The 23,396-nt window shown below is 35.4% G+C and carries 27 protein-coding genes (1 of these 27 running past the window's edge); 17 read left to right on the forward strand and 10 right to left on the reverse strand.

The genetic code is table 11. The features are described 5' to 3' along the window. A protein-coding gene (locus tag RRF69_RS01175; RefSeq protein ID WP_316940168.1) for a DUF4294 domain-containing protein crosses the window boundary here: on the reverse strand, positions 1-433 show its 5' portion. Its footprint begins 233 nt before the window's first position; 433 of the gene's 666 nt are visible here — the first part of the coding sequence; it begins with the start codon at positions 431-433; its stop codon lies off the left edge, out of view. 383 nt (positions 434-816) lie between these two features. Here RRF69_RS01175 and RRF69_RS01180 point away from each other — a divergent pair, with 383 nt between their 5' ends. Both RRF69_RS01180 and RRF69_RS01185 read left to right on the forward strand, forming a co-directional pair. Next, the gene (locus RRF69_RS01180; RefSeq protein WP_316940169.1) at positions 817-1,905 is read left to right on the forward strand and encodes a M42 family metallopeptidase; all 1,089 of its coding nucleotides are present in this window, start codon (positions 817-819) and stop codon (positions 1,903-1,905) included. A gap of 79 nt (positions 1,906-1,984) precedes the next feature. Continuing rightward, complete coding sequence (locus tag RRF69_RS01185) at positions 1,985-2,539, forward strand: NUDIX hydrolase (RefSeq protein ID WP_410479471.1); 555 nt, start codon at positions 1,985-1,987, stop codon at positions 2,537-2,539. Between the two features lie 24 nt (positions 2,540-2,563). On the opposite strand, the gene acs is transcribed toward RRF69_RS01185, so the two are convergent. Further along, on the reverse strand, positions 2,564-4,471 hold the full coding sequence (gene acs, locus RRF69_RS01190; RefSeq protein ID WP_316940171.1) for an acetate--CoA ligase: 1,908 nt from the start codon (positions 4,469-4,471) through the stop codon (positions 2,564-2,566). A gap of 54 nt (positions 4,472-4,525) precedes the next feature. Between acs and RRF69_RS01195 the strand changes: the two genes are divergently transcribed. Next, complete coding sequence (locus tag RRF69_RS01195) at positions 4,526-5,302, forward strand: sulfite exporter TauE/SafE family protein (protein WP_316940172.1); 777 nt, start codon at positions 4,526-4,528, stop codon at positions 5,300-5,302. A 104-nt stretch (positions 5,303-5,406) separates the two neighbouring features. Here RRF69_RS01195 and RRF69_RS01200 read toward each other — a convergent pair whose 3' ends face one another. From RRF69_RS01200 to RRF69_RS01220, 5 genes are all read right to left on the reverse strand, one after another. Then, a complete protein-coding gene (locus RRF69_RS01200) occupies positions 5,407-5,805 on the reverse strand; it encodes a glyoxalase (RefSeq protein ID WP_316940173.1) in 399 nt (132 codons plus the stop codon). Positions 5,806-5,808: 3 nt separating this feature from the next. Continuing rightward, positions 5,809-6,291 carry a hypothetical protein gene (locus RRF69_RS01205; RefSeq protein ID WP_316940174.1) on the reverse strand — a complete coding sequence of 161 codons (483 nt, stop codon included), beginning with the start codon at positions 6,289-6,291 and terminating at the stop codon, positions 5,809-5,811. Between the two features lie 176 nt (positions 6,292-6,467). Then, positions 6,468-7,658 (reverse strand): enoyl-ACP reductase FabV, encoded by a 1,191-nt coding sequence (fabV, locus tag RRF69_RS01210; RefSeq protein ID WP_316940175.1) that lies wholly within the window; start codon positions 7,656-7,658, stop codon positions 6,468-6,470. Between the two features lie 82 nt (positions 7,659-7,740). Continuing rightward, positions 7,741-8,691: a phosphoribosylaminoimidazolesuccinocarboxamide synthase gene (locus tag RRF69_RS01215; protein WP_316940176.1), complete on the reverse strand. Its 951-nt coding sequence runs from the start codon at positions 8,689-8,691 to the stop codon at positions 7,741-7,743. Between the two features lie 190 nt (positions 8,692-8,881). Continuing rightward, entirely contained in the window at positions 8,882-9,835 is a 954-nt protein-coding gene (locus RRF69_RS01220; protein WP_316940178.1) for a PhoH family protein, read from the reverse strand. A gap of 134 nt (positions 9,836-9,969) precedes the next feature. Here RRF69_RS01220 and RRF69_RS01225 point away from each other — a divergent pair, with 134 nt between their 5' ends. The 6 genes from RRF69_RS01225 to RRF69_RS01250 are packed head-to-tail and all read left to right on the forward strand — an operon-like array spanning position 9,970 to position 14,071. After that, positions 9,970-10,827 carry an SAM-dependent chlorinase/fluorinase gene (locus RRF69_RS01225; protein WP_316940179.1) on the forward strand — a complete coding sequence of 286 codons (858 nt, stop codon included), beginning with the start codon at positions 9,970-9,972 and terminating at the stop codon, positions 10,825-10,827. A 6-nt stretch (positions 10,828-10,833) separates the two neighbouring features. Next, on the forward strand, positions 10,834-11,130 hold the full coding sequence (locus RRF69_RS01230) for an antibiotic biosynthesis monooxygenase family protein (RefSeq protein WP_316940180.1): 297 nt from the start codon (positions 10,834-10,836) through the stop codon (positions 11,128-11,130). Next, on the forward strand, positions 11,130-11,678 hold the full coding sequence (locus tag RRF69_RS01235) for a GNAT family N-acetyltransferase (protein ID WP_316940181.1): 549 nt from the start codon (positions 11,130-11,132) through the stop codon (positions 11,676-11,678). The genes RRF69_RS01230 and RRF69_RS01235 overlap by 1 nt, the downstream gene beginning before the upstream one ends. A 39-nt stretch (positions 11,679-11,717) precedes the next feature. Then, a complete protein-coding gene (gene gldF / locus RRF69_RS01240) occupies positions 11,718-12,434 on the forward strand; it encodes a gliding motility-associated ABC transporter permease subunit GldF (protein ID WP_316940182.1) in 717 nt (238 codons plus the stop codon). Further along, positions 12,427-13,596, forward strand: a complete 1,170-nt coding sequence (locus RRF69_RS01245; protein ID WP_316940183.1) for a Gldg family protein — start codon at positions 12,427-12,429, stop codon at positions 13,594-13,596. Before gldF ends, RRF69_RS01245 begins: the two co-directional genes overlap by 8 nt. Beyond that, positions 13,550-14,071, forward strand: a complete 522-nt coding sequence (locus RRF69_RS01250; RefSeq protein WP_316940184.1) for a hypothetical protein — start codon at positions 13,550-13,552, stop codon at positions 14,069-14,071. Before RRF69_RS01245 ends, RRF69_RS01250 begins: the two co-directional genes overlap by 47 nt. Before the next feature lie 68 nt (positions 14,072-14,139). On the opposite strand, the gene RRF69_RS01255 is transcribed toward RRF69_RS01250, so the two are convergent. Further along, complete coding sequence (locus RRF69_RS01255; RefSeq protein ID WP_316940185.1) at positions 14,140-14,910, reverse strand: NAD(P)-binding domain-containing protein; 771 nt, start codon at positions 14,908-14,910, stop codon at positions 14,140-14,142. 228 nt (positions 14,911-15,138) lie between these two features. On the opposite strand from RRF69_RS01255, the gene RRF69_RS01260 reads away from it, so the two are divergent. The 7 genes from RRF69_RS01260 (at position 15,139) to RRF69_RS01290 (ending at position 20,453) form a co-directional block, all read left to right on the forward strand. Continuing rightward, positions 15,139-15,987: a DUF2911 domain-containing protein gene (locus RRF69_RS01260; protein WP_316940186.1), complete on the forward strand. Its 849-nt coding sequence runs from the start codon at positions 15,139-15,141 to the stop codon at positions 15,985-15,987. A gap of 385 nt (positions 15,988-16,372) precedes the next feature. Then, a complete protein-coding gene (locus tag RRF69_RS01265) occupies positions 16,373-16,774 on the forward strand; it encodes an MFS transporter (protein ID WP_316940187.1) in 402 nt (133 codons plus the stop codon). A gap of 47 nt (positions 16,775-16,821) precedes the next feature. Continuing rightward, positions 16,822-17,301: a hypothetical protein gene (locus RRF69_RS01270; protein WP_316940188.1), complete on the forward strand. Its 480-nt coding sequence runs from the start codon at positions 16,822-16,824 to the stop codon at positions 17,299-17,301. A 264-nt stretch (positions 17,302-17,565) separates the two neighbouring features. Then, the gene (locus RRF69_RS01275) at positions 17,566-18,135 is read left to right on the forward strand and encodes an RNA polymerase sigma factor (RefSeq protein ID WP_316940189.1); all 570 of its coding nucleotides are present in this window, start codon (positions 17,566-17,568) and stop codon (positions 18,133-18,135) included. Beyond that, a complete protein-coding gene (locus RRF69_RS01280) occupies positions 18,125-18,637 on the forward strand; it encodes a hypothetical protein (RefSeq protein ID WP_316940190.1) in 513 nt (170 codons plus the stop codon). Before RRF69_RS01275 ends, RRF69_RS01280 begins: the two co-directional genes overlap by 11 nt. Further along, entirely contained in the window at positions 18,621-19,703 is a 1,083-nt protein-coding gene (locus tag RRF69_RS01285) for a hypothetical protein (RefSeq protein ID WP_316940191.1), read from the forward strand. Before RRF69_RS01280 ends, RRF69_RS01285 begins: the two co-directional genes overlap by 17 nt. Positions 19,704-19,718: 15 nt before the next feature. Beyond that, a complete protein-coding gene (locus RRF69_RS01290; protein ID WP_316940193.1) occupies positions 19,719-20,453 on the forward strand; it encodes a head GIN domain-containing protein in 735 nt (244 codons plus the stop codon). Positions 20,454-20,522: 69 nt separating this feature from the next. Here the strand turns inward: RRF69_RS01290 and RRF69_RS01295 are convergent, their stop codons facing one another. Next, positions 20,523-21,698 (reverse strand): GlmU family protein, encoded by a 1,176-nt coding sequence (locus RRF69_RS01295; RefSeq protein WP_316940194.1) that lies wholly within the window; start codon positions 21,696-21,698, stop codon positions 20,523-20,525. 94 nt (positions 21,699-21,792) lie between these two features. Continuing rightward, a complete protein-coding gene (locus RRF69_RS01300) occupies positions 21,793-22,569 on the reverse strand; it encodes a choice-of-anchor V domain-containing protein (protein ID WP_316940195.1) in 777 nt (258 codons plus the stop codon). A 209-nt stretch (positions 22,570-22,778) separates the two neighbouring features. On the opposite strand from RRF69_RS01300, the gene RRF69_RS01305 reads away from it, so the two are divergent. Then, entirely contained in the window at positions 22,779-23,324 is a 546-nt protein-coding gene (locus RRF69_RS01305; RefSeq protein ID WP_316940196.1) for an acyl-CoA thioesterase, read from the forward strand. Positions 23,325-23,396 lie beyond the last annotated feature (72 nt).

Below are 23,396 nucleotides of genomic sequence, written 5' to 3' on the forward strand. Positions count from 1 at the left end.
GTTTAAAAATATTGGCGGTGGTATTATACCAAAATGCATTCCACCCACTTCGCAATCCTTTGATATTGTGAAAAGCGGTTTTCCCTGTTTGCCGATGAATCAACTTTATCAAAATCCTTCCCTCAGTAGTTGTCATCTTTTTGATTTGATCTGCAAACTCTCCTTCTACATAGTCTTGTATTTTTCGGGTATACCTCTTCCTCTTGGACTTGGATTTAATTCTAGAAAGTCGGGCATTTAGTGAATCTAACCTTGTTGCTGCTAATTTTGCAAAGGGATAAGACTTAAACACTTTACTTTTGAACCAAAAATAATATCGAATATCTTCATTAGATTTGAACTTCCTTTTTGGTAAAAGCACAAACTCATTCAATTTAATAACCGCAGTATCTCCGGGCTTCACCAAAATATATTCATCCAGAGATTTTGGCAAGGAATCTTGTTCTCTTTTTTGTGAAAAAGTGAAGCCCCAGCTGAATAAAATAAATATGTATATGAGTTTTTTTACCAAAGGTTTTAAAATAAGTGTAAATATACTCGTTTTATAAAAACAAAAAGAGGTTGTCGAAAAGGTTTTACCTCATCAATCTGAACTCGTTTCGGATACAAAAAAGTTCATAGTAACTATTTATAGACAGCTAATACACAATGCTCGATTTGGAATTCTTATACAATCAATAACTTTTATTACAAGTTTTTAATCTTTCTTTCATTAGAACTTAAAAATCGATTATTTTTACGCAGAAGAAATAGGTCTTGTTCAAAACGAATTGTTTTTAACAAATCCATTTCACATTTAACTTTATAAAATTATCTATGGCAAAAAAATCAATATTGACTAAAAAATCCATTTCATTTTTAGAAAAATACCTAAACAATGCAGCCCCAACGGGTTATGAATGGGAAGGTCAAAAAATTTGGATGGAATATCTTACACCTTATGTAGATGAATTTATTACCGATACTTACGGAACTGCAGTAGGCGTCATCAATCCAGCGGCAAAATACAAAGTGGTTATTGAAGGACATGCAGATGAAATTTCTTGGTATGTCAACTATATCTCTGACAACGGATTGATTTATGTGATTCGAAATGGTGGTTCGGATCATCAAATTGCACCGAGTAAAATTGTAAACATTCATACCGATAAAGGAATCGTAAAAGGAGTGTTTGGATGGCCTGCAATACACACACGAAATAAAGCAAATGAGGAAGCACCAAAACCAGAAAATATTTTTATTGATACGGGTTGTGCAAGCAAAAAGGAAGTAGAAGCTTTGGGGGTTCATATAGGATGTGTTATTACCTATCCCGATGAATTTCACATTTTAAATGGTGACAAATTTGTTTGTAGAGCTTTGGACAACAGAATGGGCGGATTTATGATTGCCGAAGTAGCACGTCTTTTAAAAGAAAACAACAAAGTACTGCCTTTTGGATTGTATATTACCAATTCCGTACAAGAAGAAATTGGGTTGCGTGGGGCAGAAATGATCACTCACAGAATTCAGCCAGATGTTGCCATCGTTACCGATGTAACCCATGACACCACAACACCAATGATTGATGTAAAGGTAGCTGGACATTTAGAATTAGGAAAAGGTCCTGTAATTGCCTATGCGCCTGCGGTACAACAAAAATTACGCGATTTAATTACAGAAACTGCGACAGCTAATAAGATTCCTTTTCAACGTTCTGCATTGTCTAGAGCCACAGGAACTGATACCGATGCTTTTGCCTATAGCAATGGAGGTGTTGCTTCTGCCTTGATTTCTTTGCCACTAAGATACATGCACACCACAGTTGAAATGGTACATCGAGATGATGTTGAAAATGTAATTAAAATGATCTACGAAACCTTATTAAAAATTGAAGACGGAGAAACCTTTTCATATTTCAAATAATTAATTTAATGACATGAGTTCCACAAATTCTCACTCCATTATATAATGAGCATTTGTGGAAGTCCTGTTTTTTTTTACCATGGACGAGCTTATTGATATTTTAACTCCCGAAGGAATTCCAACGGGTACAACAGCGCTAAAATCGGAAGCACACGCTCATGGTTGGTTTCATGCTACCGTTCATATTTGGTTCTACACTGCCGATAAAAAAATTCTACTTCAAAAAAGAGGCAGCCACAAAAAAGTTTTTCCAGGTCTGTGGGACATTTCTGTCGCTGGTCATATTGGAGCTGGAGAATCGATATTGAACTCTGCACAAAGAGAAATTTTTGAGGAAATTGGCTTAGAGATTCATCAAAACGATTTGATCAAGATCGGAACAAGAAAACATCAAGTTGCACATGAAAATGGAATTCTTGACAATGAGTTTCATCATGTCTTTATTGCGGAATTAAAAATTCCACTCTCTAGTTTATCAATTCAAAAAGAGGAAGTAGATGCTATTGAACTTTTTGACCTTTCCATCTTAAAAGATACGAAAAACCTCGAAAACGTGTTGCTCCCGAGGTTTCATGATTATTATTGTTCTGTACATGACGAAATTTATTTGAAAGGATTTCATCTTGAGGCCTAATGGAATCGGCACTCCCCAATTTATTTACAATCTATTTTCAATAATACTCTCTACCACTTCTGGATTCAACAAGGTAGAAATATCTCCGATACTCTCCATTTCATTGGCTGCGATTTTTCGTAAAATTCGACGCATAATTTTCCCTGAACGGGTTTTTGGTAAGCCTTCGGTAAACTGAATTTTGTCTAATTTTGCAATAGGTCCAATATGCTCTGTGATGATTTGATTAATCTCCTTTCGTAAATTATCGGGATCTCGCTCTTGACCTGTATCTTTTAAGATTACATATCCATACAATGCACTTCCTTTGATATCGTGTGGAAAACCAACAATGGCCGATTCTACTACTTTTGGGTGTTCGTTAATCGCATCTTCGATAGGCGCTGTTCCCAAATTGTGTCCCGAAACAATAACGACATCGTCTACCCTACCCGTAATTCTGTAATACCCAACCTCATCTCGCAAAGCACCGTCACCCGTAAAATAGTTATTTTTGTATGCTGAAAAATAAGTTTCTTTATAACGTTGGTGGTTTCCCCAAATGGTTCTAGCAATACTTGGCCAAGGAAACTTAATACAAAGTCTTCCTTCTGCTTGACCTCCCTTCAATTCATTTCCATTTTCATCCATTAAACAAGGTTGAATGCCAATAAAAGGCAACGTTGCATAGGTCGGTTTTGTCGGAGTAATGTAAGGAATTGGAGTAATCATCATGCCGCCTGTTTCAGTTTGCCACCAAGTATCAATAATGGGACTTTTCTTCTTTCCAACATTATCGTTGTACCAGTGCCATGCTTCTTCATTTATCGGTTCACCTACAGATCCTAATACCTTCAGTGAAGACAAATCGTATCGATCTACAAAATCAGTTCCATATTTTGCCAACGCTCTAATAGCAGTCGGAGCTGTATAAAATTGGTTGACCTTGTGTTTTTGAACTACTTCCCAAAAACGCCCAAAATCAGGATAACTCGGAACCCCTTCAAAAATGACCGAGGTAGCTCCATTGGCCAGAGGACCATATACAATATAGGAATGTCCTGTGATCCAACCAATATCTGCAGTACACCAGTAGACATCATTTTCTTTGTATTGAAATGCATTTTTAAAAGTATAAGCCGTATAGACCATATAGCCAGCGGTGGTATGCACCATCCCTTTAGGCATTCCTGTTGAACCTGAAGTGTATAAAATAAAAAGGGGGTCTTCAGCATCCATAATTTCTATAGGACACACGGTAGCGGCTTTGTCCAAAAGAGGTTGAACCCAAAAATCACGCCCAGACTTCATCTGAATTTCAGAGTGAATTCGCTTCACGACCAACACAGAATCTACAGTGGTACATTTTTCCAAGCCTTCATCAACAATTCCTTTTAAGTCGATGGTTTTATTTCCACGATAAGCCCCGTCTGAGGTGATGACCATCTTGCAATCGGCATCATTTATTCTTGTTGCCAAAGCGGTAGATGAAAATCCGGCAAACACAACAGAGTGAATGGCACCAATTCTGGCACATGCCAAAACAGCGATAGACAGTTCTGGAATCATGGGTAAATAAACACATACACGATCTCCTTTTTGAATCCCTTTGGACTTTAAAACATTTGCAAATTGATTGACCCGAACAGAAAGTTGGTTGTATGTAATATGCTCTGCGGGTTCATTTGGATCATTGGGTTCAAATAAAAGCGCAGTTTTTTCTCCACGAGTAAGCAAATGCCGATCAATACAATTCTCTGTTATGTTAAGCTTTGCTCCTTGAAACCATTTTACGTCTGGTTTTTCAAAATCCCATTCCAAGACAGAATCCCATTTTTTGCGCCAAACAAAATTTTCTTCAGCTAGCTCTTCCCAAAATTTTTCAGGATGATTGATCGATTTTCGATACACTTGAAGATACTCTTCCAAATGTTTAATGTGATAATTACTCATAATATTTTTTTGGGCAGGTAATAAAGTCTAAAAATATAAAATTATATTTGTTTTATGAATTATTTACTTCTTTTTGAATCAATTCTAAATCATTGGCATCTTATTCTCATATTTTTCTCAGTAGCGATTTTGTATTCTTCTGTTGGATTTGGGGGAGGATCTAGTTATTTGGCCATTTTAGCTTTTACAGGAATTGCCTTCACACAAATAAGAGCAACTGCCTTGTTGTGTAATATTATAGTCGTTTCAGGAAACCTATTCATCCTACATCAGCAAAAAGCATTCCCTTGGAAAAAAATATTTCCCTTGGTGCTTTGCAGTGTTCCATTGGCATATCTTGGAGGAAAACTTGCCATCAATCAACAGCTCTTTTTTGTTTTATTAGGAATTACATTGCTTTTTGCAGCCATTTCTATGTGGATTTCCAAACGGTATCTATCCTCCACAAAAAACACAAAACCTCTAAGCTGGGTGAAAAGTTCGAGCTACGGAGGGCTTGTAGGTTTTATTTCTGGAATGGTGGGTATTGGAGGAGGCATCTTTTTAGCCCCTCTACTCCACCTAACCCATTGGGAAACTCCAAAAAAAATTGCTGCAACTGCCAGTTTCTTTATTTTAGCAAATTCGATTGCAGGTCTATTAGGTCAATATCAGCACCCAGATTTTTATATTGATTGGAACTTGACCATTGTTCTACTTACAACGGTTTTAGTGGGAGGACAAATTGGAATCCGTATCAGCAACAGCCTTTTGACTCCCATACAGTTGAAAAAAGCAACTGCAATTTTGATTGGATTGGTGAGCCTTCGAATTTTATTGAAATATCTCTAGATTACAACAAACGAATTGCGGTAAGAATCAGCTCCCTATAGGATTTCACAATAAGTTGAATAGAAATTTTTAAAACTGACTGAGTGCCTTAAAGACCATTCTTTTTAAAGAATCGACGCTTTTGGGACCAATTCAGAGAGACTGTCTTTCAGTCGTTTTTTAAGAATGGCGAGGATCCGTTTGTTGAATTCTGATGAATTTTCTTTATAAATCTCAAGTTCTTCCATTGTAAATTGACCGATAATGACTCCGATCAACCTATTTTTAAAGGCTAGGTCTTTGGACAAGGCACTTTCAATAAATCTCTTGATTCGTTGTTCACTAGTTGTCTGTAAGTCGGTTTTTCTAGTAAATGCATAGGTTTTAAAAAGAGCAATCAAAAGATAATGTTGCAATTTTATGATTTGTCGTAAAGTTTCGTTTTGAAACTTTTCCTCAACACTACATTTATCAGTTTCTTCAATTGTTGGCAAAACGGGGCGTAAGTCTTTTCTGGCATCCATAGGTTATGAGGGAATTTCTAAATTTTCAATTTCATGTTGATAATCATATTGCAAGTCTTCATGTAAGGTTCCAACTGCTTTCTTAATCATCCTCAGTTGAGTTTGATATACATTCAACAAACGGGAACTCTTTTTGATGGAAGGAGAAAAATTTTTTAATTTTCGACAATAATAAATTAGCAACTCTGCTTCTGTTTCTTTCTTTTTTGAATACCGAATATACTTTTTAATCAAGGTCAATATTTTACGAGCACTTTTTCGGATATAAAAGAAATTTTTGGTATTGATCTCATCAAAAAGAAGGTCCATCTGACTTTTAACACTTTCAATATAAGAGGCTTCGTCATGAGATTCAAACATCAAATACGTAAGTAATTCTTTATTTTCTTTTTTAAATTTTGACAAATGCAAGCAGAGCACCATCAATTCATTGGCTGATTTGTGTGATAACTCGTCTTTTAGTTTTTTTAAAGGAACTGCTTTCATTGTCGGTCGTTTCGAAGAGAATAAAATTAGAGAGTGTCCGAAAAAGTTTTGTCTCATCAAACTAAACTCGTTCTGGGTTCAAAAACAAATTGATTTACAGTAAACTAGGATCCGAAAACACATATCCCACTACTTCTGGTCAAACAGCCTTTTTATATCAAATCTACTTTAAAACATTATTCTTGAATACTAGGTACTGAAACCATTTCATCAACTTCTTGATCATAGTCTACACCCGGTACTTTAAAACCAAATAAGTTGTAAAAATCAGTACTATACCCTTCCAAGTCTCCAATTGAAGCAAGATTTTCTGTAGTCGCTGATTCCCAAAGCTGAACCACTTTGGTTTGAATATCTTCACGCATCTCCAAATCATCAATTCGAATTCTTCCTTTGCTGTCTAATGACAAATCACCACCAAACAACCGCTGACTATACAATCGCTGAATTTGTTCGATACATCCTTCATGAACACCCTCTTCTTTCATGGTTTTGTACAATAAAGAAATGTACAATGGAATTACTGGAATTGCTGAACTAGCTTGAGTAACTAAGGCTTTGTTCACCGATACATATGCATTTCCATTGAGTGCTTTTAAATCGTTGGCAATAATAAATGCCTTTGCTTCCAAATCGTCTTTGGCAGCACCAATGGTTCCATTTCTATAAACAGGTTTTGTAACTTCTGGACCGATATACGAATAGGCAACCGTTTGTACTCCATCTGCCAAAACGTTTGCTTCTTTCAAAGCATCCATCCACATTTTCCAATCTTCACCTCCCATAACCGTTACGGTATTTTCAATATCATCTCCCTCAGCAGGATTGATTGAAATTTCAGAGACCTCTCCTGTATGGAAATCTACTGTCTTGTTGGTAAAAACCTCACCTATAGGTTTTAAAACCGACTTGAAACGTTCTCCTGTGTTTGGGTGAGTTCGAACTGGGGACGCCAAACTATAAATAATCAAATCAATTTGTCCTAAATCTTCTTTGATCAAGTTGACTACTTGCTCCTTAATTTCGTTCGAAAAGGCATCTCCGTTGATACTTTTTGCATACAAACCTGCTTTGTGGGCTTCTTGTTCAAATGCAGCTGTATTGTAAAAACCTGGAGACGCTGGTCGGTTAGGACTTGCTGGCTTATCGAAGAACACTCCTATGGTTGCTGCATCCGAACCAAAGGCACTGGTAATTCTAGAAGCTAGTCCAAAACCGGTTGATGAACCAATGACCAATACTTTTTTGGCACCGTCAATTTTTCCTTTTGAAGTTACATATTCAATCTGATTTTTAACATTTTGAGCACATCCTATTGGGTGTGATGTCAAACAAATAAATCCTCTTGTTCTTGGTTCTATAATCATGGGTTGCTGTTTAATACTGAAGGGGAAAGCCACAAAACTCATTCTTCTTGTGAGTTCCCCTGCTGATTGCTACTATTTATAATTAATGAGACTTTAAAAATGCAGTCACATTTTGTTCAATTCTATCTAAAACGTTCTCGGTCGATGCTTTGACAAAAGCTTCACCTGTAATTTGTTCGTACAATTCAATATAGCGATTCGAAATTTCGGTAATTTTTGCATCCGACATTTCAGGAATAGCTTGTCCTTCTTGTCCTTGAAAACCGTTTTCAATTAACCACTGACGTACAAACTCTTTAGAGAGTTGTTTTTGGGAGCTCTTATTTGCTTGGCGCTCTGCATATCCGTCTGCATAAAAATACCGAGATGAATCAGGAGTATGAATTTCGTCAATCAACACAATTTTTCCTTCTTTAGTTTTTCCAAATTCATATTTGGTATCCACCAAGATCAAACCTCGTGAGGCCGCAATTTCGGTACCTCTTTGAAACAATTTCCGAGTGTAATCCTCCAAGACCAAATAGTCTTCCTCAGAAACAATTCCATTGGCTAAGATGGCTTCTCGGGTGATGTCTTCATCATGATCTCCATTATCTGCTTTGGTTGATGGGGTAATAATGGGAGTAGGAAATGGATCGTTTTCCTGAAGGCCTTCTGGCATAACGACTCCACAAAGAACTCGTTTTCCTGCCTTGTATTCTCTGGCTGCATGTCCCGACATGTATCCACGAATGACCATTTCTACCTTAAAGGGCTCGCATAAATGACCAATAGCGACATTTTCATCTGGTGTTGCTAGCAGCCAATTGGGAACGATATCTGCTGTATCATGCAACATTTTGGTTGCAATTTGATTTAAAATTTGCCCTTTGAACGGAATTTGACGGGGAAGAATGACATCGAATGCTGAAAGTCTATCTGAGGCGATCATTACTAAAAGGCGATCATCAATAGTATAAACTTCTCTTACTTTCCCTTTATAAACCTTTTTTTGTTTGGGAAATTGAAAGTTGGTATCGTTGATTGTATTCATGAATTGTGATGTTGTGCGATTTTTTTGCGACAAAAATAGTCTTTAATTCTAAAATAGAAAGCACTCCGTTAAAAATTCCATTGAAATGCCTCTAAAATAAAGCCTATTTTCTGAAGGGATCATTTTATAAAATTAGCCCCACTTTGTATTCAAAATAATGGAGCTAGTCAGCAAAAACTGGCGCTTTCAATTAAGTAGTTTCAATGGATTGATAGGCCGATATAATTCTTTTCACCAATGGGTGTCGAACAACATCATTGTCATCTAAATAAACTTGTGCAATGCCTTTAATGTCTTTCAATGCCAAAAGAGATTCTTTCAATCCTGAAACTTGTTTTCTGGGTAAATCGATTTGTCCAGGATCTCCATTAATGATGAACTTAGCGTTCTTTCCCATACGAGTCAAAAACATTTTCATTTGATTGTGAGTGGTATTTTGGGCTTCGTCTAAAATCACAAAAGCATTGTCGAGGGTTCTTCCCCTCATAAAAGCCAAAGGAGCAATTTGAATCACACCTTTTTCTAAGTGTGATTGCAACCTTTCATGAGGAATCATGTCTCGCAAAGCGTCATACAAAGGCTGCATATAAGGGTCTAGTTTTTCCTTTAAATCCCAAGGCAAAAACCCTAAATTCTCACCCGATTCTACAGCGGGTCTGGTCAAAATAATTTTTCGAACCTCCTTTTCTTTCAATGCCTTTACAGCAATTGCTACGGCAGTGTAAGTTTTTCCAGTTCCAGCAGGGCCCACAGCAAATAGCATATCGTTTTTTTGAATGAGTGAAACCATTTTCCGCTGATTTGCAGTCTGTGGCTTAATCAGTCGACCGCTCACCCCATGTAGCAAAACATCCTTGGCATTGAAAGCAGCTGCCAATTTTTCTTCTTTCCCGTTGGAAGTCAAAATACGGTCAATGCTATTTTCATCTAACTTATTATAGCGATGAAAGTATTTGATCAGTTGTTCTAAGCGACTTTCAAATTCATCTAACAACGCAGATTCTCCATAAATTTTTAGCTGTGCTCCCCTAGCAACTAATTTAATTTTTGGAAAATATCTTTTCAATTGCTCGACGGTACTGTTGTGTGCCCCAAAAAAATCTTTAGGGTCAATTTCTGTTAACGTAATGATTCTTTCGTTCAAATGTTTTATTTTTTTTTTAGAAAAAGTGTGTTCGAATTATTCAACTAAAAATAGTAATTAAAATTAGTAAATTGATTAGATTTGCGTAAAATAGTGAACAACTTTTACACAATTCATTAACAGCAAATTTTTCAATGTCGTTTATCACTTTAACTACAGATTTCGGTACAAAAGATCACTTTGTTGGGGCTGTAAAAGGTGCAATTTATTCTGAGCTAGAAAATGCTAAAATTGTTGATATCACACACGAAATTTCTCCATTCAACATTACCGAAACGGCGTATATTTTAAAAAATTCTTACAAAAGTTTTCCCGAAGGAACCATCCATATTATTGGCGTTGACTCTGAATTGAGCGACTCTAACAAACACATTGCTTTAGAATTGGACAATCATTTTTTTGTATGCCCCGACAACGGATTGATCTCTATGATTGCTTCTGAAATCAATCCTACAAAAATTGTAGAAATCAATATTCATGATCGGATTGAAAGCAGTTTCCCTGTTTTGGATGTTTTTGTGCAAGTTGCCTGTTTTATAGCACGAGGAGGAAATTTAACTGTGATTGGAAAAGAGATTAAAACCTATAAAAAATTAATTGAAATTCAGCCAAAAGTAAATCAAGCACAAACTCAAATTATTGGTGGAGTCATTTATATTGATAATTATGGAAATGTAATTACCAACATCAAACAAAAAATGTTTCAAGAAGTTGGGAAAGGCAGAAAATTTAAAATTACTGCAACCCGATATTCTTTTGAAAAAATTTACAGCAAGTACAATGAAATTAAAGGAAATTCTTCTGAAGATCTTAATTTTGATGGCAGTAAATTAGCAATTTTCAATTCTGCAGGTTACCTAGAAATCGCTTTATATCGGAGTAATTTGAATACAGTTGGTGGGGCTTCTACCCTATTGGGATTGGAGTATAGAGACCCAATTATTATTGAGTTCTACAACGAAGAAAAATCCGAATTTACTCCTTTAACTTAAGAATCGATGTTTGTCAGAATTGTAAAAATGAGTTTTCACGCAAAGCATATCTCTACATTTCAGAAAATTTTTGAAGAAAAAAAAGCCCTCATTAGAGCATCTAAAGGCTGTACTCTGTTAGAATTGTATCAAGACAAACATACTCCAGAAATCTTTTTCACCTATTCGTATTGGGATGACGAGGAAGATTTAGAGGCCTATAGAAATTCGGAACTTTTTACAAGCGTTTGGGCACAAACCAAGGCTTTATTTAACGATCGCCCACTAGCATGGAGTGTCAACAAAAAAGTCAGTTTGCCCTAATGGAATTTGATTTCACAACTTTTCCGAGAATCAAAACAGCTCGGCTCAGCTTGAAAGAAGCGACTCATGAAGATACAGAATCCGTCTTCGCATTGCGTTCCAGTGAAGATCTCAACCGATATGTTGCTACCAAAAAAATGCAAAATCTAGAAGAAGCAAGTGATTTTATTCAAAACTGCAACCGTCTTTACAAAACAAACAATCGAATATTTTGGTTGATCTGGCTCGACACAAAGGTGGTTGGTAGCATTGTTTTGCATCGAATTGTATTGAATGCCCATTATGCAGAAATTGGGTATCAGTTAAAATCCAAGTACCAACAAAAAGGCTATATGAGCGAAGCACTGCAAGCAGTAATTCAATTTGGCTTTGACAGGCTGAATATAAAAACCATCGAAGCCTTTACACATCGAAATAATCTGCCCTCTATTGCGTTATTAGAGAAACATCATTTTGTGTATCAACCCAAAAGAATCGATGCCGGTTTTGAAAAAAATTGTATTTTTAAACTCGAAAAGAAAGCTTCGCATTTTCCAAAAAAAGAATAAAGAAATGCAGTCCATTACCCGTTCCAAAACAACCACCTATTGAAGACCATCTTTACAAAAGAATTCAACTCGTTTTTTGCCTCCCCAATTGCCTATTTGGTGATGGGTGTTTTTTTATTGATCAACAGTTTGTTTTTATGGGTCTTTCAAGATGACTTCAATATCTTAAATGCCGGTTTTGCTGATATCCGCTCTTTTTTCTACCTAGCCCTATGGGTGTTTCTGTTCTTAATTCCCGCCATTACCATGAAAAGTTTTGCGGACGAATTGAATCATGGAACAATTGAAATTTTAAAGACAAGGCCTATTTCGGACTGGCAGATTGTTCTAGGAAAATTTTGGGCTTCACTCCTTTTGGTTGTGGTCGCTTTGTTGCCCACTTTAAGCTATGTATTTACAGTCTATCTATTGGGGAATCCAATTGGAAATATCGATTTAGGAAGTACCTTTGGCTCTTATATGGGTTTGTTGCTTTTGGCTGCATCCTATACTGCTATTGGATTGTTTACCTCTACCCTTTCAAGCAATCAAATTACAGCCTTTCTTTTAGGGATTTTTATCACCTTTTTACTTTTCTATGGATTTGATGCCATTTCAAACTCTTTTGACCAACAGCTTGCTATTCAGAAAATAGGAATCAACGAACATTATAAAAGCATTTCACGTGGTGTAATCGACAGCAGAGATCTCATGTATTTTGTAAGTGTCACCGTTTTCTTTTTATTCATGACTAAAAATCGTTTAGAAAATGAATAGAAGAACCAAAAATAGCTTGGGACTATTGATTGGCTTGATCGTGTTAAACATGGCCAATCAATCTTATTATACTCGTTTTGACATTAGTCAAGACCAACGCTATACATTATCGGAAACCAGCCATAGCATCCTCAAAGAAATTGATCGAAGTCTTTTTATTACAGTCTATTTGGAAGGTGATTTTCCCTCAGAATTTAAACGATTGCAAATAGAAACACGTCAATTTTTAGAAGAGCTGGTCGCGGAAAATTCAGACATTATCCTCCATTTTGAAAATCCAGATGACCAGCGCGAAGCCTTACTTGAAAGAGGCATGATGCCCAGTCGATTAACCGTTGAAGAAAACGGAAAACTTTCCGAAGCGATTATTTTTCCATGGGCAGAAATCAACTATGATGGTAAAAGTACTATTGTTTCCTTATTACCAACCGCCGTTGTTGCCTCCCAAGAAGAGCAACTGCAGAAAGCAATTGAAAACTTAGAATACAGTTTTTTAAGTGCCCTGCATCGCATCACTATCAAAGAACAAAAGAAGATAGCTGTACTTTCAGGAAATGGTGAATTGAGCGATTTGTATTTGTATAGTTTCTTGAGTGAAGTTGCTAAAAAACATCAATTGGCAAAATTCACCTTAGATTCGGTTGCCGAAAATCCTCAAAAAACACTCAAAGCACTGAATCAATATGACTTGACAATCATAGCAAAACCGACAGTTCCATTCACTAAAGAAGAAAAATTCACCTTAGATCAATTTATCACCAACGGAGGAAAAACCTTGTGGATGTTGGACCAAGTCAATGCTGATCAAGACAGCCTGATCAACACGGGCAAGTTGTTAGCTTATCCGAGAGATCTAAATCTTACCGATCTTCTTTTCTCCTATGGTGTTCGGATCAATACCTCTTTGGTAAAAGATCTGTATGCTGCAAAAATCCCAGTAGCTTCAGGTACGATTGGAAATCAAACCCAATTCAAAAACTTAGCCTTGGTTTTTTCATCCTTTGGCAAATGGGAATCCATATCACCCAATTACCAAAAACATAGTACCCGTTCGTTTCCAGTACACAAATCAGATAGATACCTTAAAAAATTCAATCAAAAAAACACCTTTATTAGTGAGTTCGGTACTTACGCAGAAATTAGGCACTCCCAATTTTATTGAATTACAATCAATAGCTGACCAACCTATTGAAGCTGACTTTCAAGACGGAAATCAATTGTTTGCGGTTTTGTTAGAAGGAGATTTCAAATCGGCTTATAAAAATCGAATGCTGCCTTTTCAAACCCCACTTTACAAAGCTAATGCAAATCAAAACAAGATGATCATCATCTCAGATGGTGATATTGGGAAAAATCAGATTTTAAAAAAAGAACCCTACGATTTGGCAAGAGATAAATGGACAGGTGAGACCTTCGGAAATAAAGATTTTTTACTGAATGCTGTAGACTATCTGCTGGATGATGTCGGTCTAATGGAACTAAGAAACAAGTCTTTACAAATCAATATTCTCAACAAGCAGAAAGCCTTTAAAGAACGTCGTTTTTGGAAATTTCTTAACGTTGTCTTTCCTATTCTTTTAATACTGCTTTTTGGTGGTGTATTTCATTTTGTTCGAAAACGGAAGTATGGGATCTAGCCTCAAGCTATCTAAGATTCTCTTAAAAATAAAAAATCCACCGGCATTGACGTTTCAACTTTTAGACGTTAAGATTTAAACATAGAAAATAAATCATTGTGAATAAACGCATAGCCTAAAACTTCTTGCAACTTTTCAGAACTCACAATTTTATAACTCAACACCTCATGTTCTTCAAATTCTGGAGTTGTAAAATCTTTCCTCAATTTGGCAAGGGTATAAAAATCGCTTCTAATTGGATGATGATCTGCACAAGCATTGAAAGTTGTATCCCAACAATTATGATCAATAATTTGGTGAATAATTTCAATACAGTCTTCTTGATGAATGAGATTGACATATCCTCTAGGTTGTGGAATTTTTCGTCCATCAGAAAACCAATTTCCAGGATCACGCTCGCCTCCAAATAAACCTGCAAAACGAATAATTGTAGTTTCAAAACAATTGTTTTGACGAAACATTTCCTCTATAGCAGTCAAAGGAGTATCTTTTGGTTTTGTATCTTCAGTGACAACAGCGTTTAGATTCGGGTATACCGATGTACTACTGATGAAAATTACTTTCTGAACAGGTGATACTTCGATCTGCTGGATCAAGCTTTCAAATCCGTCAATGTCTTTTGATGTGATGGCAATTACCAAAATATCAGCATTTAAAAAGGCATCATATTCTTCGTATTCAGAGATATCTACAAGATAGGTTTCAATTTCCAAAGCCTCAAGAATTGCTATTTTCTCTTCAGAGGTCGTAGAACCCTTTAATGTATAACCTTCTTCTAAAAAAGAGGTTGCTAAGGGTTTTCCCAACCATCCACAACCTAAAATACTAATGTTTTTCAAGGGAATTCTTTTATACTATTAGCTATTCGTTTGCTCAACCCATTCACACAAGATCAAAGCCGCTTCTCTGCAAAAAAATATTGAAAATGTTCCAATTAACTCAGGAATGTATTTTGAATATGTTCTTTAAAAACGTGTACAAAGATACGGTACATTATTTTAAGGTTTTCTTAACAGTACCCTCTGTTTTGAAATTGTAATTTTGATCAATTACATAAACAAACTATTATGAAAAAAATAATCCTAAACCTAATCGTAGCGGCAATTTCTTATGTTGGCACTGCACAAATTGAAGCTCCTGTACCGAGCCCTCTCCAAAAAATAGAACAAAAAGTTGGCCTCACAGACATCAGTATTACTTACTCTAGACCTAGCATGAAAGGTAGAAAAATCTTTGGTGGATTGGAGTCTTATGGAAAAATTTGGAGAACAGGAGCCAACGAAAATACCAAGATTAGCTTTTCTACCAATATTAGCATTGATGGTAAAGAGTTAAAAAAAGGAACTTATGCTTTGTTTACCATTCCTAGTAAAGAAGCTTGGGACATCATTTTGTATACAGATACCAACAATTGGGGAGTTCCAAGAGAATGGGATCCAACGAAAGTTGCTGTACAAGTTCGCGTAACTCCTCTGCAGATGCCTATGCCAATAGAGACTTTGACCATAACCTTTGATGATTTGACCTATAATTCTGCAGTAATCGGAATCTTATGGGAGAACACTTATGTAGGATTGCCTTTTGGTACTCCAACAGATGCCATGGTTTCTAAAAATATCGACCAAGTAATGGCAGGACCTACAGCTCAAGATTTCTACACTGCTGCCGATTACTATCTCAGTACCAACAAAGATATCCAAATTGCTCAAAAATGGATTGACAAAGCGGTTGCACTGAGTGCTGACCAACCTCGTTTCTGGTTTCTTAGAAAACAAGCGTTGATTCATGCAAAAGCAGGAAATCTAAAAACAGCCATTGCAGCAGCAAAAGCCTCATTAAAATATGCTACTCGCGCAAAGAATGATGCTTATATAGAAATGAATAAGGCTTCACTAAAAGAATGGGAGGGGCAATAATTGCACTTTTTGTTCCGATTTTAAAAGAAATAAACTCTACTCATAATACCAAATACTGAGCATCAAAGAATTAATATCTTCTTAGTGAATAACGATGATTCATCAGGAATGAGTGACATAGACCAAATTAGAACAACTTACAAATTTTAAAAAATCTGATAAATATGTAATTTAGAAATTCTACGAGAAACTGGTGTGGATTAGAAAACTATCAAATAATGCAACTCACTTAAAGTACATCTATTTTTTTGCGTATTGATGAAATTTCGTAACTTGCAAATACAACGTATTGATTTCAAGTAAATTATATACAGGATTTCTAACTAAGAACATCCATTACTGAGACTATTTGCCCCCAACTTAGCGAACATTTAAAACAAAAAAAATGGAAGCTAAATTCAAAAACATTCAGGGGCTTCACTTTGCCATCTGCATTGCAATCCTAATCGCCTATTGTATGCTAGGTATTATTACTTCGTTTGAAAACGTAAGCTCTTTCAGCGTAGAAACAACATCAATCATCTCTCTAGTCGGGCTTCTGTTCTCTTTTAGATTTAGCCAGTACCTCTACAAAAGACAACTAAAGAATATAAATCCCCAACTGGAACTAGAAGAAAAAATACCTTTGTATCAGACGGCTTCAATCATTCGTTGGGCAATTGTTGAAGCAGCCGCTTTCTTAATTTTATTTTTAGACCCCAATTTTATCCACTTTGGGGTTTTAATTCTCCTATATCTTCTCTGGATTCGGCCTTCCGAAGAACAATTCAGAAAAGACATCAAATAAGCTAGGCCGCAGAAAAATCAAGTTCAACACTTCTAAAAACAACACTGATGAAAAAAATAATAATGCTGTTCATTGGTCTTATGATACTCTCATGCAATTCAAGACCAAAAAATCAACCGCAGAAAAATAGTCCTACCCATCCAATTGAAAATTTTGATTGGATACTGGGAAATTGGGAACGGATCAATAATGAGGAAGGGAGAAAAACCTTTGAAAATTGGACGAAACAAAACGATACTGTATATGCAGGGGTTGGGTTTACGTTACAAGGTGAAGACACAATTTCTCAAGAAAAAATCAAATTGTTCAAAGCAAATGAAAAATGGAATTTGACTGTTAGCCTTCCAAAAATAACAACACCAATTCTCTTTGCAGGAACGAGCCACACAAACAGCGAATTTGTTTGTAAAAACCCAGAAAACGATTTCCCAAAGGTTATTAAATATTGGAAAAATGGCCAAAAATTAAATGCATCGGTCTCGAATTCAGAAATGAACGTTTTGTTTGAATTTGAAAAATTGAAATAAGTATCACAGAAAAAAATAATCCTTATTTCAAACTAAAATCTAGTGCGATTTGAAAAGTAAATAAAAAGATGTTTTCTCCGAACCAACTCTCATGAAATATAAATTTGTCATTGTTTGGTTGCATGATCATATTCATTTTTTAAATTATACATTTATTGTTTAAGTACTGATTGTTTTTCACAAAAAATACGTCATTATTGAAAAAAAGTTACTTTAACTGTCACAAACAAGGAGCATATGCGTCTATAGAATAGAACTGTTTCATTGGAAGCCAATCAACCACATATCACCAATCTTTTAGATCGCTGTAAAAAATCGGATTCTAAGGCACAATTAGAAATATACAATTGTTATTATCGTGCTATGTACAATTCGGCGCATCGGATTTTAAAAGATGACTTTGAAGCTGAGGATATTATGCAAGAGGCATTTTTAACCGCTTTTACAAAGTTGAAGATGTACAAAGGAGAAGTAGCCTTTGGAGCTTGGCTGAAACGAATAGTGATCAATAAAAGTTTGACCCAATTGAAGAAGAACAAACGTTACAATGACATAAAAATGAAGTTGATCATTAATGAGGAAGTAGATGTTGAAGAAGAGGAACTTGATTTTTCAGGATTACAAGCGAAACAAGTGATAGAGGCACTGAATCGTTTGAAAGAAAATTACCGAGTTGTCCTCACCTTACATTTTATAGAAGGATATGATTATGATGAAATTTCAGAAATAGTAAATATCAGCAACGAAAACGTGCGAACAATCATGTCGAGAGCTAAGAAAAAAATAAAATATTTGCTCCTTGAAGAACCAGAACTAAGAACTTATGAAAAATGATACTCCACAAATGGATTTTGATATTCTAGAACCCCATTCAGGTCATTTAAAGCGTTTTAAGCAAAAATTAAGCAATCAAAAACAGCATACAAATATGTCTTGGAGATGGCTAAGTGTAGCTGCATCAATCGTTTTGATCATCGGTTTTGGATTGGGTACGAATCATCAAAAACAGCAAACAGATTTGGCAGATATTTCGCCTAAAATGGCAGAGGTTCAAAACTATTTTGTTGCGACCATTCGTCAAGAGTTACAAGCTGTAGAGAACAACCGCAGTTTAGAAACCGAAGCACTTATAGAACACGCCCTAGAAGGGCTTGAAACGTTAGAAGAACAGTATAATTTTTTTGTTGTTGAACTTTCAAAAAATAGAAACGAAAAGAAAATCATTCAAGCCATGATTGACAACTATCAACAACGTTTAGAGATTCTCGAAAACCTATTGACACAAATAAAATACCTTAAAACCCCTAAAATTTCCACAGATGAAAACTATCTTTAAAACAATCTTATTTCTATTTTTTGTCCCATTAGTAGCATTTGTAGGTCCTACTGATAATAAAAACGAAAAGAGTAAAAAAATTAACAAAACGTTTACAGTAAACAAAGATGCCTTGTTAGCCATTACCAACAAATATGGGAACTTACACATCACTACTTGGAATAATGACAAAATAGAAATTGAAGTAACCATTACGGTAAAAGGAGATGATTACGAGGATATAGAGCGTAAACTTGAAAAAATTTATGTTGAATTTGACGCCTCAAAATCCCGAGTCGAAGCAACTACTATTTTTGAACAGAGCAAGTCTCGTTGGAATTGGTGGAATAGAAGCAAAAACATGAGCTATGAAGTGAATTACCTCGTAAAAATGCCTGAAAGTAACTCCGTTGAATTGAACAACGATTATGGGAATATTTATCTGGACAAACTTTCTGGGGAAGCAGACATCAACTGCGATTATGGAAAAATTGAACTCGGTGAGTTGTTGGCAAATACGAATAGAATACATCTAGATTATGCCTCAAACTCGAGCATTGACTATATCAAAGGAGGAAATATCAATACTGACTATTCAAAACTAACCATTGAGGACGGTCAAGAAATTACAATCAATGCAGATTATACAACTCTAGACATACATCGCATTGAAAAAGTCACTTTTAATGTTGACTATGGTGCCATTACAATCGATGAGGGAAAGAATATTATAGGGAATTCAGATTATACTGCTTTACGATTTGGAATTGTTCAGAAGGCCTTAAACGTCGACTCAGATTATGGGTCTATAAAAATTGACCAGCTCCAAAAAGGGTTTGAAAATGTCGAAATTTCCGGACAATATACCGGAATCCGAGTGGGAATTAATCCCGCTGCTGTTTTCAATTTTGAAATTGATATTCAATATGCAAACTTTAAACAAGCGATTGATCAAATTGAAATCTATAAAAGCATCTCTAAACCTACAAAAAAATACTACGAAGGAAAATTCGGAAACGGAACTTCCAAGTCTACTGTAAAAATTAAATCTCAATATGGAGGTGTAAAATTTAGTGAATCTAATTAATCAAAAAAAAAAAAAATGAAAACTAAATTTGTTATTACAAGCATGCTACTCTTCTTCTCCTATACCATGAATGCACAAGATTGGTGGAGAAGCAAAAATCGAATCAAAGGAAATGGAAACCAAATTACCAAAACGAGAACTGTCTCCAGTTTTAACGAAATCAATGTTGGAGGTTCTTTTGAAGTAATTTTGGTAAAAGGTACAGAAGGAAAAATAACTATTGAAGCAGAAGAGAATATCATTCCGTATATCGAAACGGAAGTCGATGGAGATCGATTGAAAATTCAATACAAAAGAAATACCAACATTCGGTCTACCAAAAGTGTCACAATAAGGGTTCAAATTAAAGATTTGGAAAGTGTCTCCCTAGGTGGATCTGGAAAAATAAGCAGTGAGGACTTAATCAAAGCTAAAGATTTTAAAGTCAATATTGGTGGCTCTGGAAACATCGACCTACACCTTGAGGTACAAAATGGTAGTGCATCTATTGGAGGATCAGGGAATTTGATCTTAAGAGGAAAAGCCGAAAAAATGAGAAGTAAGATCGCGGGTTCTGGAAGTATCAAAGCTTATGCGTTTACAGCAGATGACTTGAATGCAAGCATCGCTGGTTCTGGAAACATTAAAATAACTGTTCAGACAAAAATAAAAGCAAAAGTTGTGGGTTCTGGAAATATCTACTACAAAGGAAATCCCAAACATGTTGACACCAAATCAATCGGATCTGGAGATGTCATAGACAAAAACTAACAACACCCCTTCAAAAAGTAAAACCCGAAAGAAAAATTCTTTCGGGTTTTTGATATGTAGAAAAGTACCTTAATAATTTCGATACGAACTTGTTTCTTCAAAAATATGCTCTAAAATTGCTTCATCTTTGGAGTCAAATTCAAAACCCCTTCGTTCCATAACTACTTTTGCAACTTCAAAGACCTTATTTGTTTTGTATTCTGTAAAGCCTGTAGCTCCACCCCAACTAAAAGACGGAACAAAATTTCTAGGAAAACCACTTCCAAAAATATTTACACTTACTCCAATTACAGTACCTGTATTAAACATGGTATTGATGCCACATTTGGAATGATCTCCCATCATTAAGCCACAAAATTGCAATCCAGTTTTTACAAATCTACCGGAAGTATAGTTCCATAACTTGACCTCTGCATAATTGTTTTTTAAATTTGAATTATTGGTATCTGCCCCTAAATTGCACCATTCACCAATTACTGAATTCCCCAAATATCCATCATGCCCTTTACTTGAATACCCAAATAAAACGGAATTATTGACTTCGCCTCCTACTTTACAATACGGACCTAAAGTAGTTGCACCATAAATTTTAGCACCCAATTTCAACACTGAATATTCACACATCGATAAAGGACCACGGACCACAACCCCTTCCATAATTTCTGCCTTAGCGCCAATATAAATTGGTCCTTCACTTGCATTGAGTGTAGCAAAAGTAAGCTTCGCTCCTTCTTCAATAAAAATATTTTCTGGATTGATGGTTTGTACACCCTTTGGAATTGGCTCTGAAGTTCGATCTTTTGTAATCAAATCAAAATCTTGCTGAATGGCTTGTGCATTGAATGAAAAAATATCCCACGTATTTTTTACTTGTAATAACTCTCCTTCATATTCAAGTTGGGTATAATTATCAAAATCAATTTCTTCCTGAGAATCGGTAGTAAAAAAAGCAATCACATCATCTCCTTTAAAAATGGCTTGATTTTCTTGTAAATTTTTTACTTGATCAACCAATTGTGCAGTTGGTAAAAAAGAAGCGTTGATCATCACATTTTCTTCCAACTCAACCATTGGATACTTATCTTCCAAATAGGCTTCAGTAATGGTCGTAGTAGTTAAACTGAGATATTTCTCCCACTTTTCACGAATGGTTAAAATACCAACTCTGATGTCTGCAACGGGTCTTGTATAGGTAAAAGGCAACAAAGAATTTCTTACTTCTCCGTCAAATAAAATATAATTCATAGGGATGTTTTTCAAAAACAAATTTACTTTAAAATAGGCATAAAAAAAATCGATTGTAGAGATTTACAAACGGTTCTTAAAAAAGATTGTTTTTTTATTCTTTAAGAAACTTTTGAGTTCCAATTTTACCTCCAGAAATAACCTTTACGATGTAGACTCCTTTACTCAACACAGAGACATTTATATTTGAATCTAAATTTGAAACCTTTGTTGAAAGAGATTCACGACCAATCGTATCATAGAATAAGACAGTTGCTTTATTGGTCTCTGTCGGCAACTGAATGCTTACATTTGAAAGAGCTGGATTTGGAAACATTGAAAAATCCAGTCGCTTTTCATCTGCAATACTCAAAGAGTTTATTACACCAGAATCCCCCGTAACCACCTGATCTCCTGAGGTTGCACTATTCCCATTAGCAGCATTTAAGGCAGCATAAAAGGTAACACCCCCTTGGTTTGTGGCGGGAGATTTCCATTGAAAATTCCAAGAACTATTGGTAGTATTGGTGTGAGTGATATTTGCATTTCCGTTGACCAACCTAGAAGTTGCGCCTGCAATCAATGTTCCAATTTTAGCGTTGTCTGAATTGGTTTCAGCAGTCAGTTGAAAACCATTCGAGCTTGAAGATGAACTTCCAACAACAGTGAGATTGTATGTGGTATTTAATTCATATCCAGAAACTGGAACATCATGAGTGATGGCAACAGTTGCTCCGTAATTCCCTCCACTGTGGCAAAAAGTACAGGATTCTCCTCCATCTCCAGGGGAACCCGAAAAAGCTCCTGATTTCCCACCAGAATTCGACATCAACAAAAATGCTAATACAGGAATCATTAATAAAGATGTTTTAAAAAAGTAGTTTTTTTTCATTTTTTTCAAATTAGGGAATAAAAATTAAAGCGTTTTCTTTCAATAGAATATTGATAATCAAGTAATTTACTACATAAATTTTATTTAGTGAAATTTTAGCAGTGTTTTTTAAAAAACACCTTGCAATTAAATTGTATTTTTATCTAAACTTATTGATAAAATATGAATACATAAAAATTAACCTCTAATGGTTGACGATCACAAAAAAAATGAATCTTTACAAACATATCTCAGAGTCTCAATTAAGCATCTCTGAATTGATGCTTCCATCTCATTCAAATTTTAGTGGAAAAATTCATGGGGGGCATATTTTAAATCTCATGGATCAAATTGCCTTTGCCTGCGCTTCAAAACATTCAGAAAATTATTGTGTAACCGCTTCGGTCAATAAAGTTGACTTTTTAAATCCAATTGAAGTTGGCGAGCTGGTAACCATGAAAGCCTCTATCAATTTCACTGGAAGAACATCTATGGTGGTGGGATTACGAGTTGAGTCGGAAAACATAAGAACTGGAGAAAAAAAACATTGTAATTCCTCATATTTCACAATGGTTGCTAAAGACGAAACTGGAAAAAGCACCCCTATACCTGGGATTGTGTTAACAAGCAAAGACGAAATACTTCGTTTTGTTAGAAGTATCAAAAGACAAGAAGAAGCGAAGGATAGAACCTCTCGTTTTAATAGTAAAAGTTTTGAAATGGAAGAATTTCTCCCTTTATTAATTAATAGTAATTCCAAATTATTACTTCCTTAAAATTTAAAATCTAGACCCAAAAAAACATCCAGTATCCTGAATCAATTTCAGTGTACTGGATGTTTTACTATT

Source organism: Polaribacter sp. HL-MS24 (assembly GCF_032758595.1).
Taxonomy (GTDB): Bacteria; Bacteroidota; Bacteroidia; order Flavobacteriales; family Flavobacteriaceae; genus Polaribacter.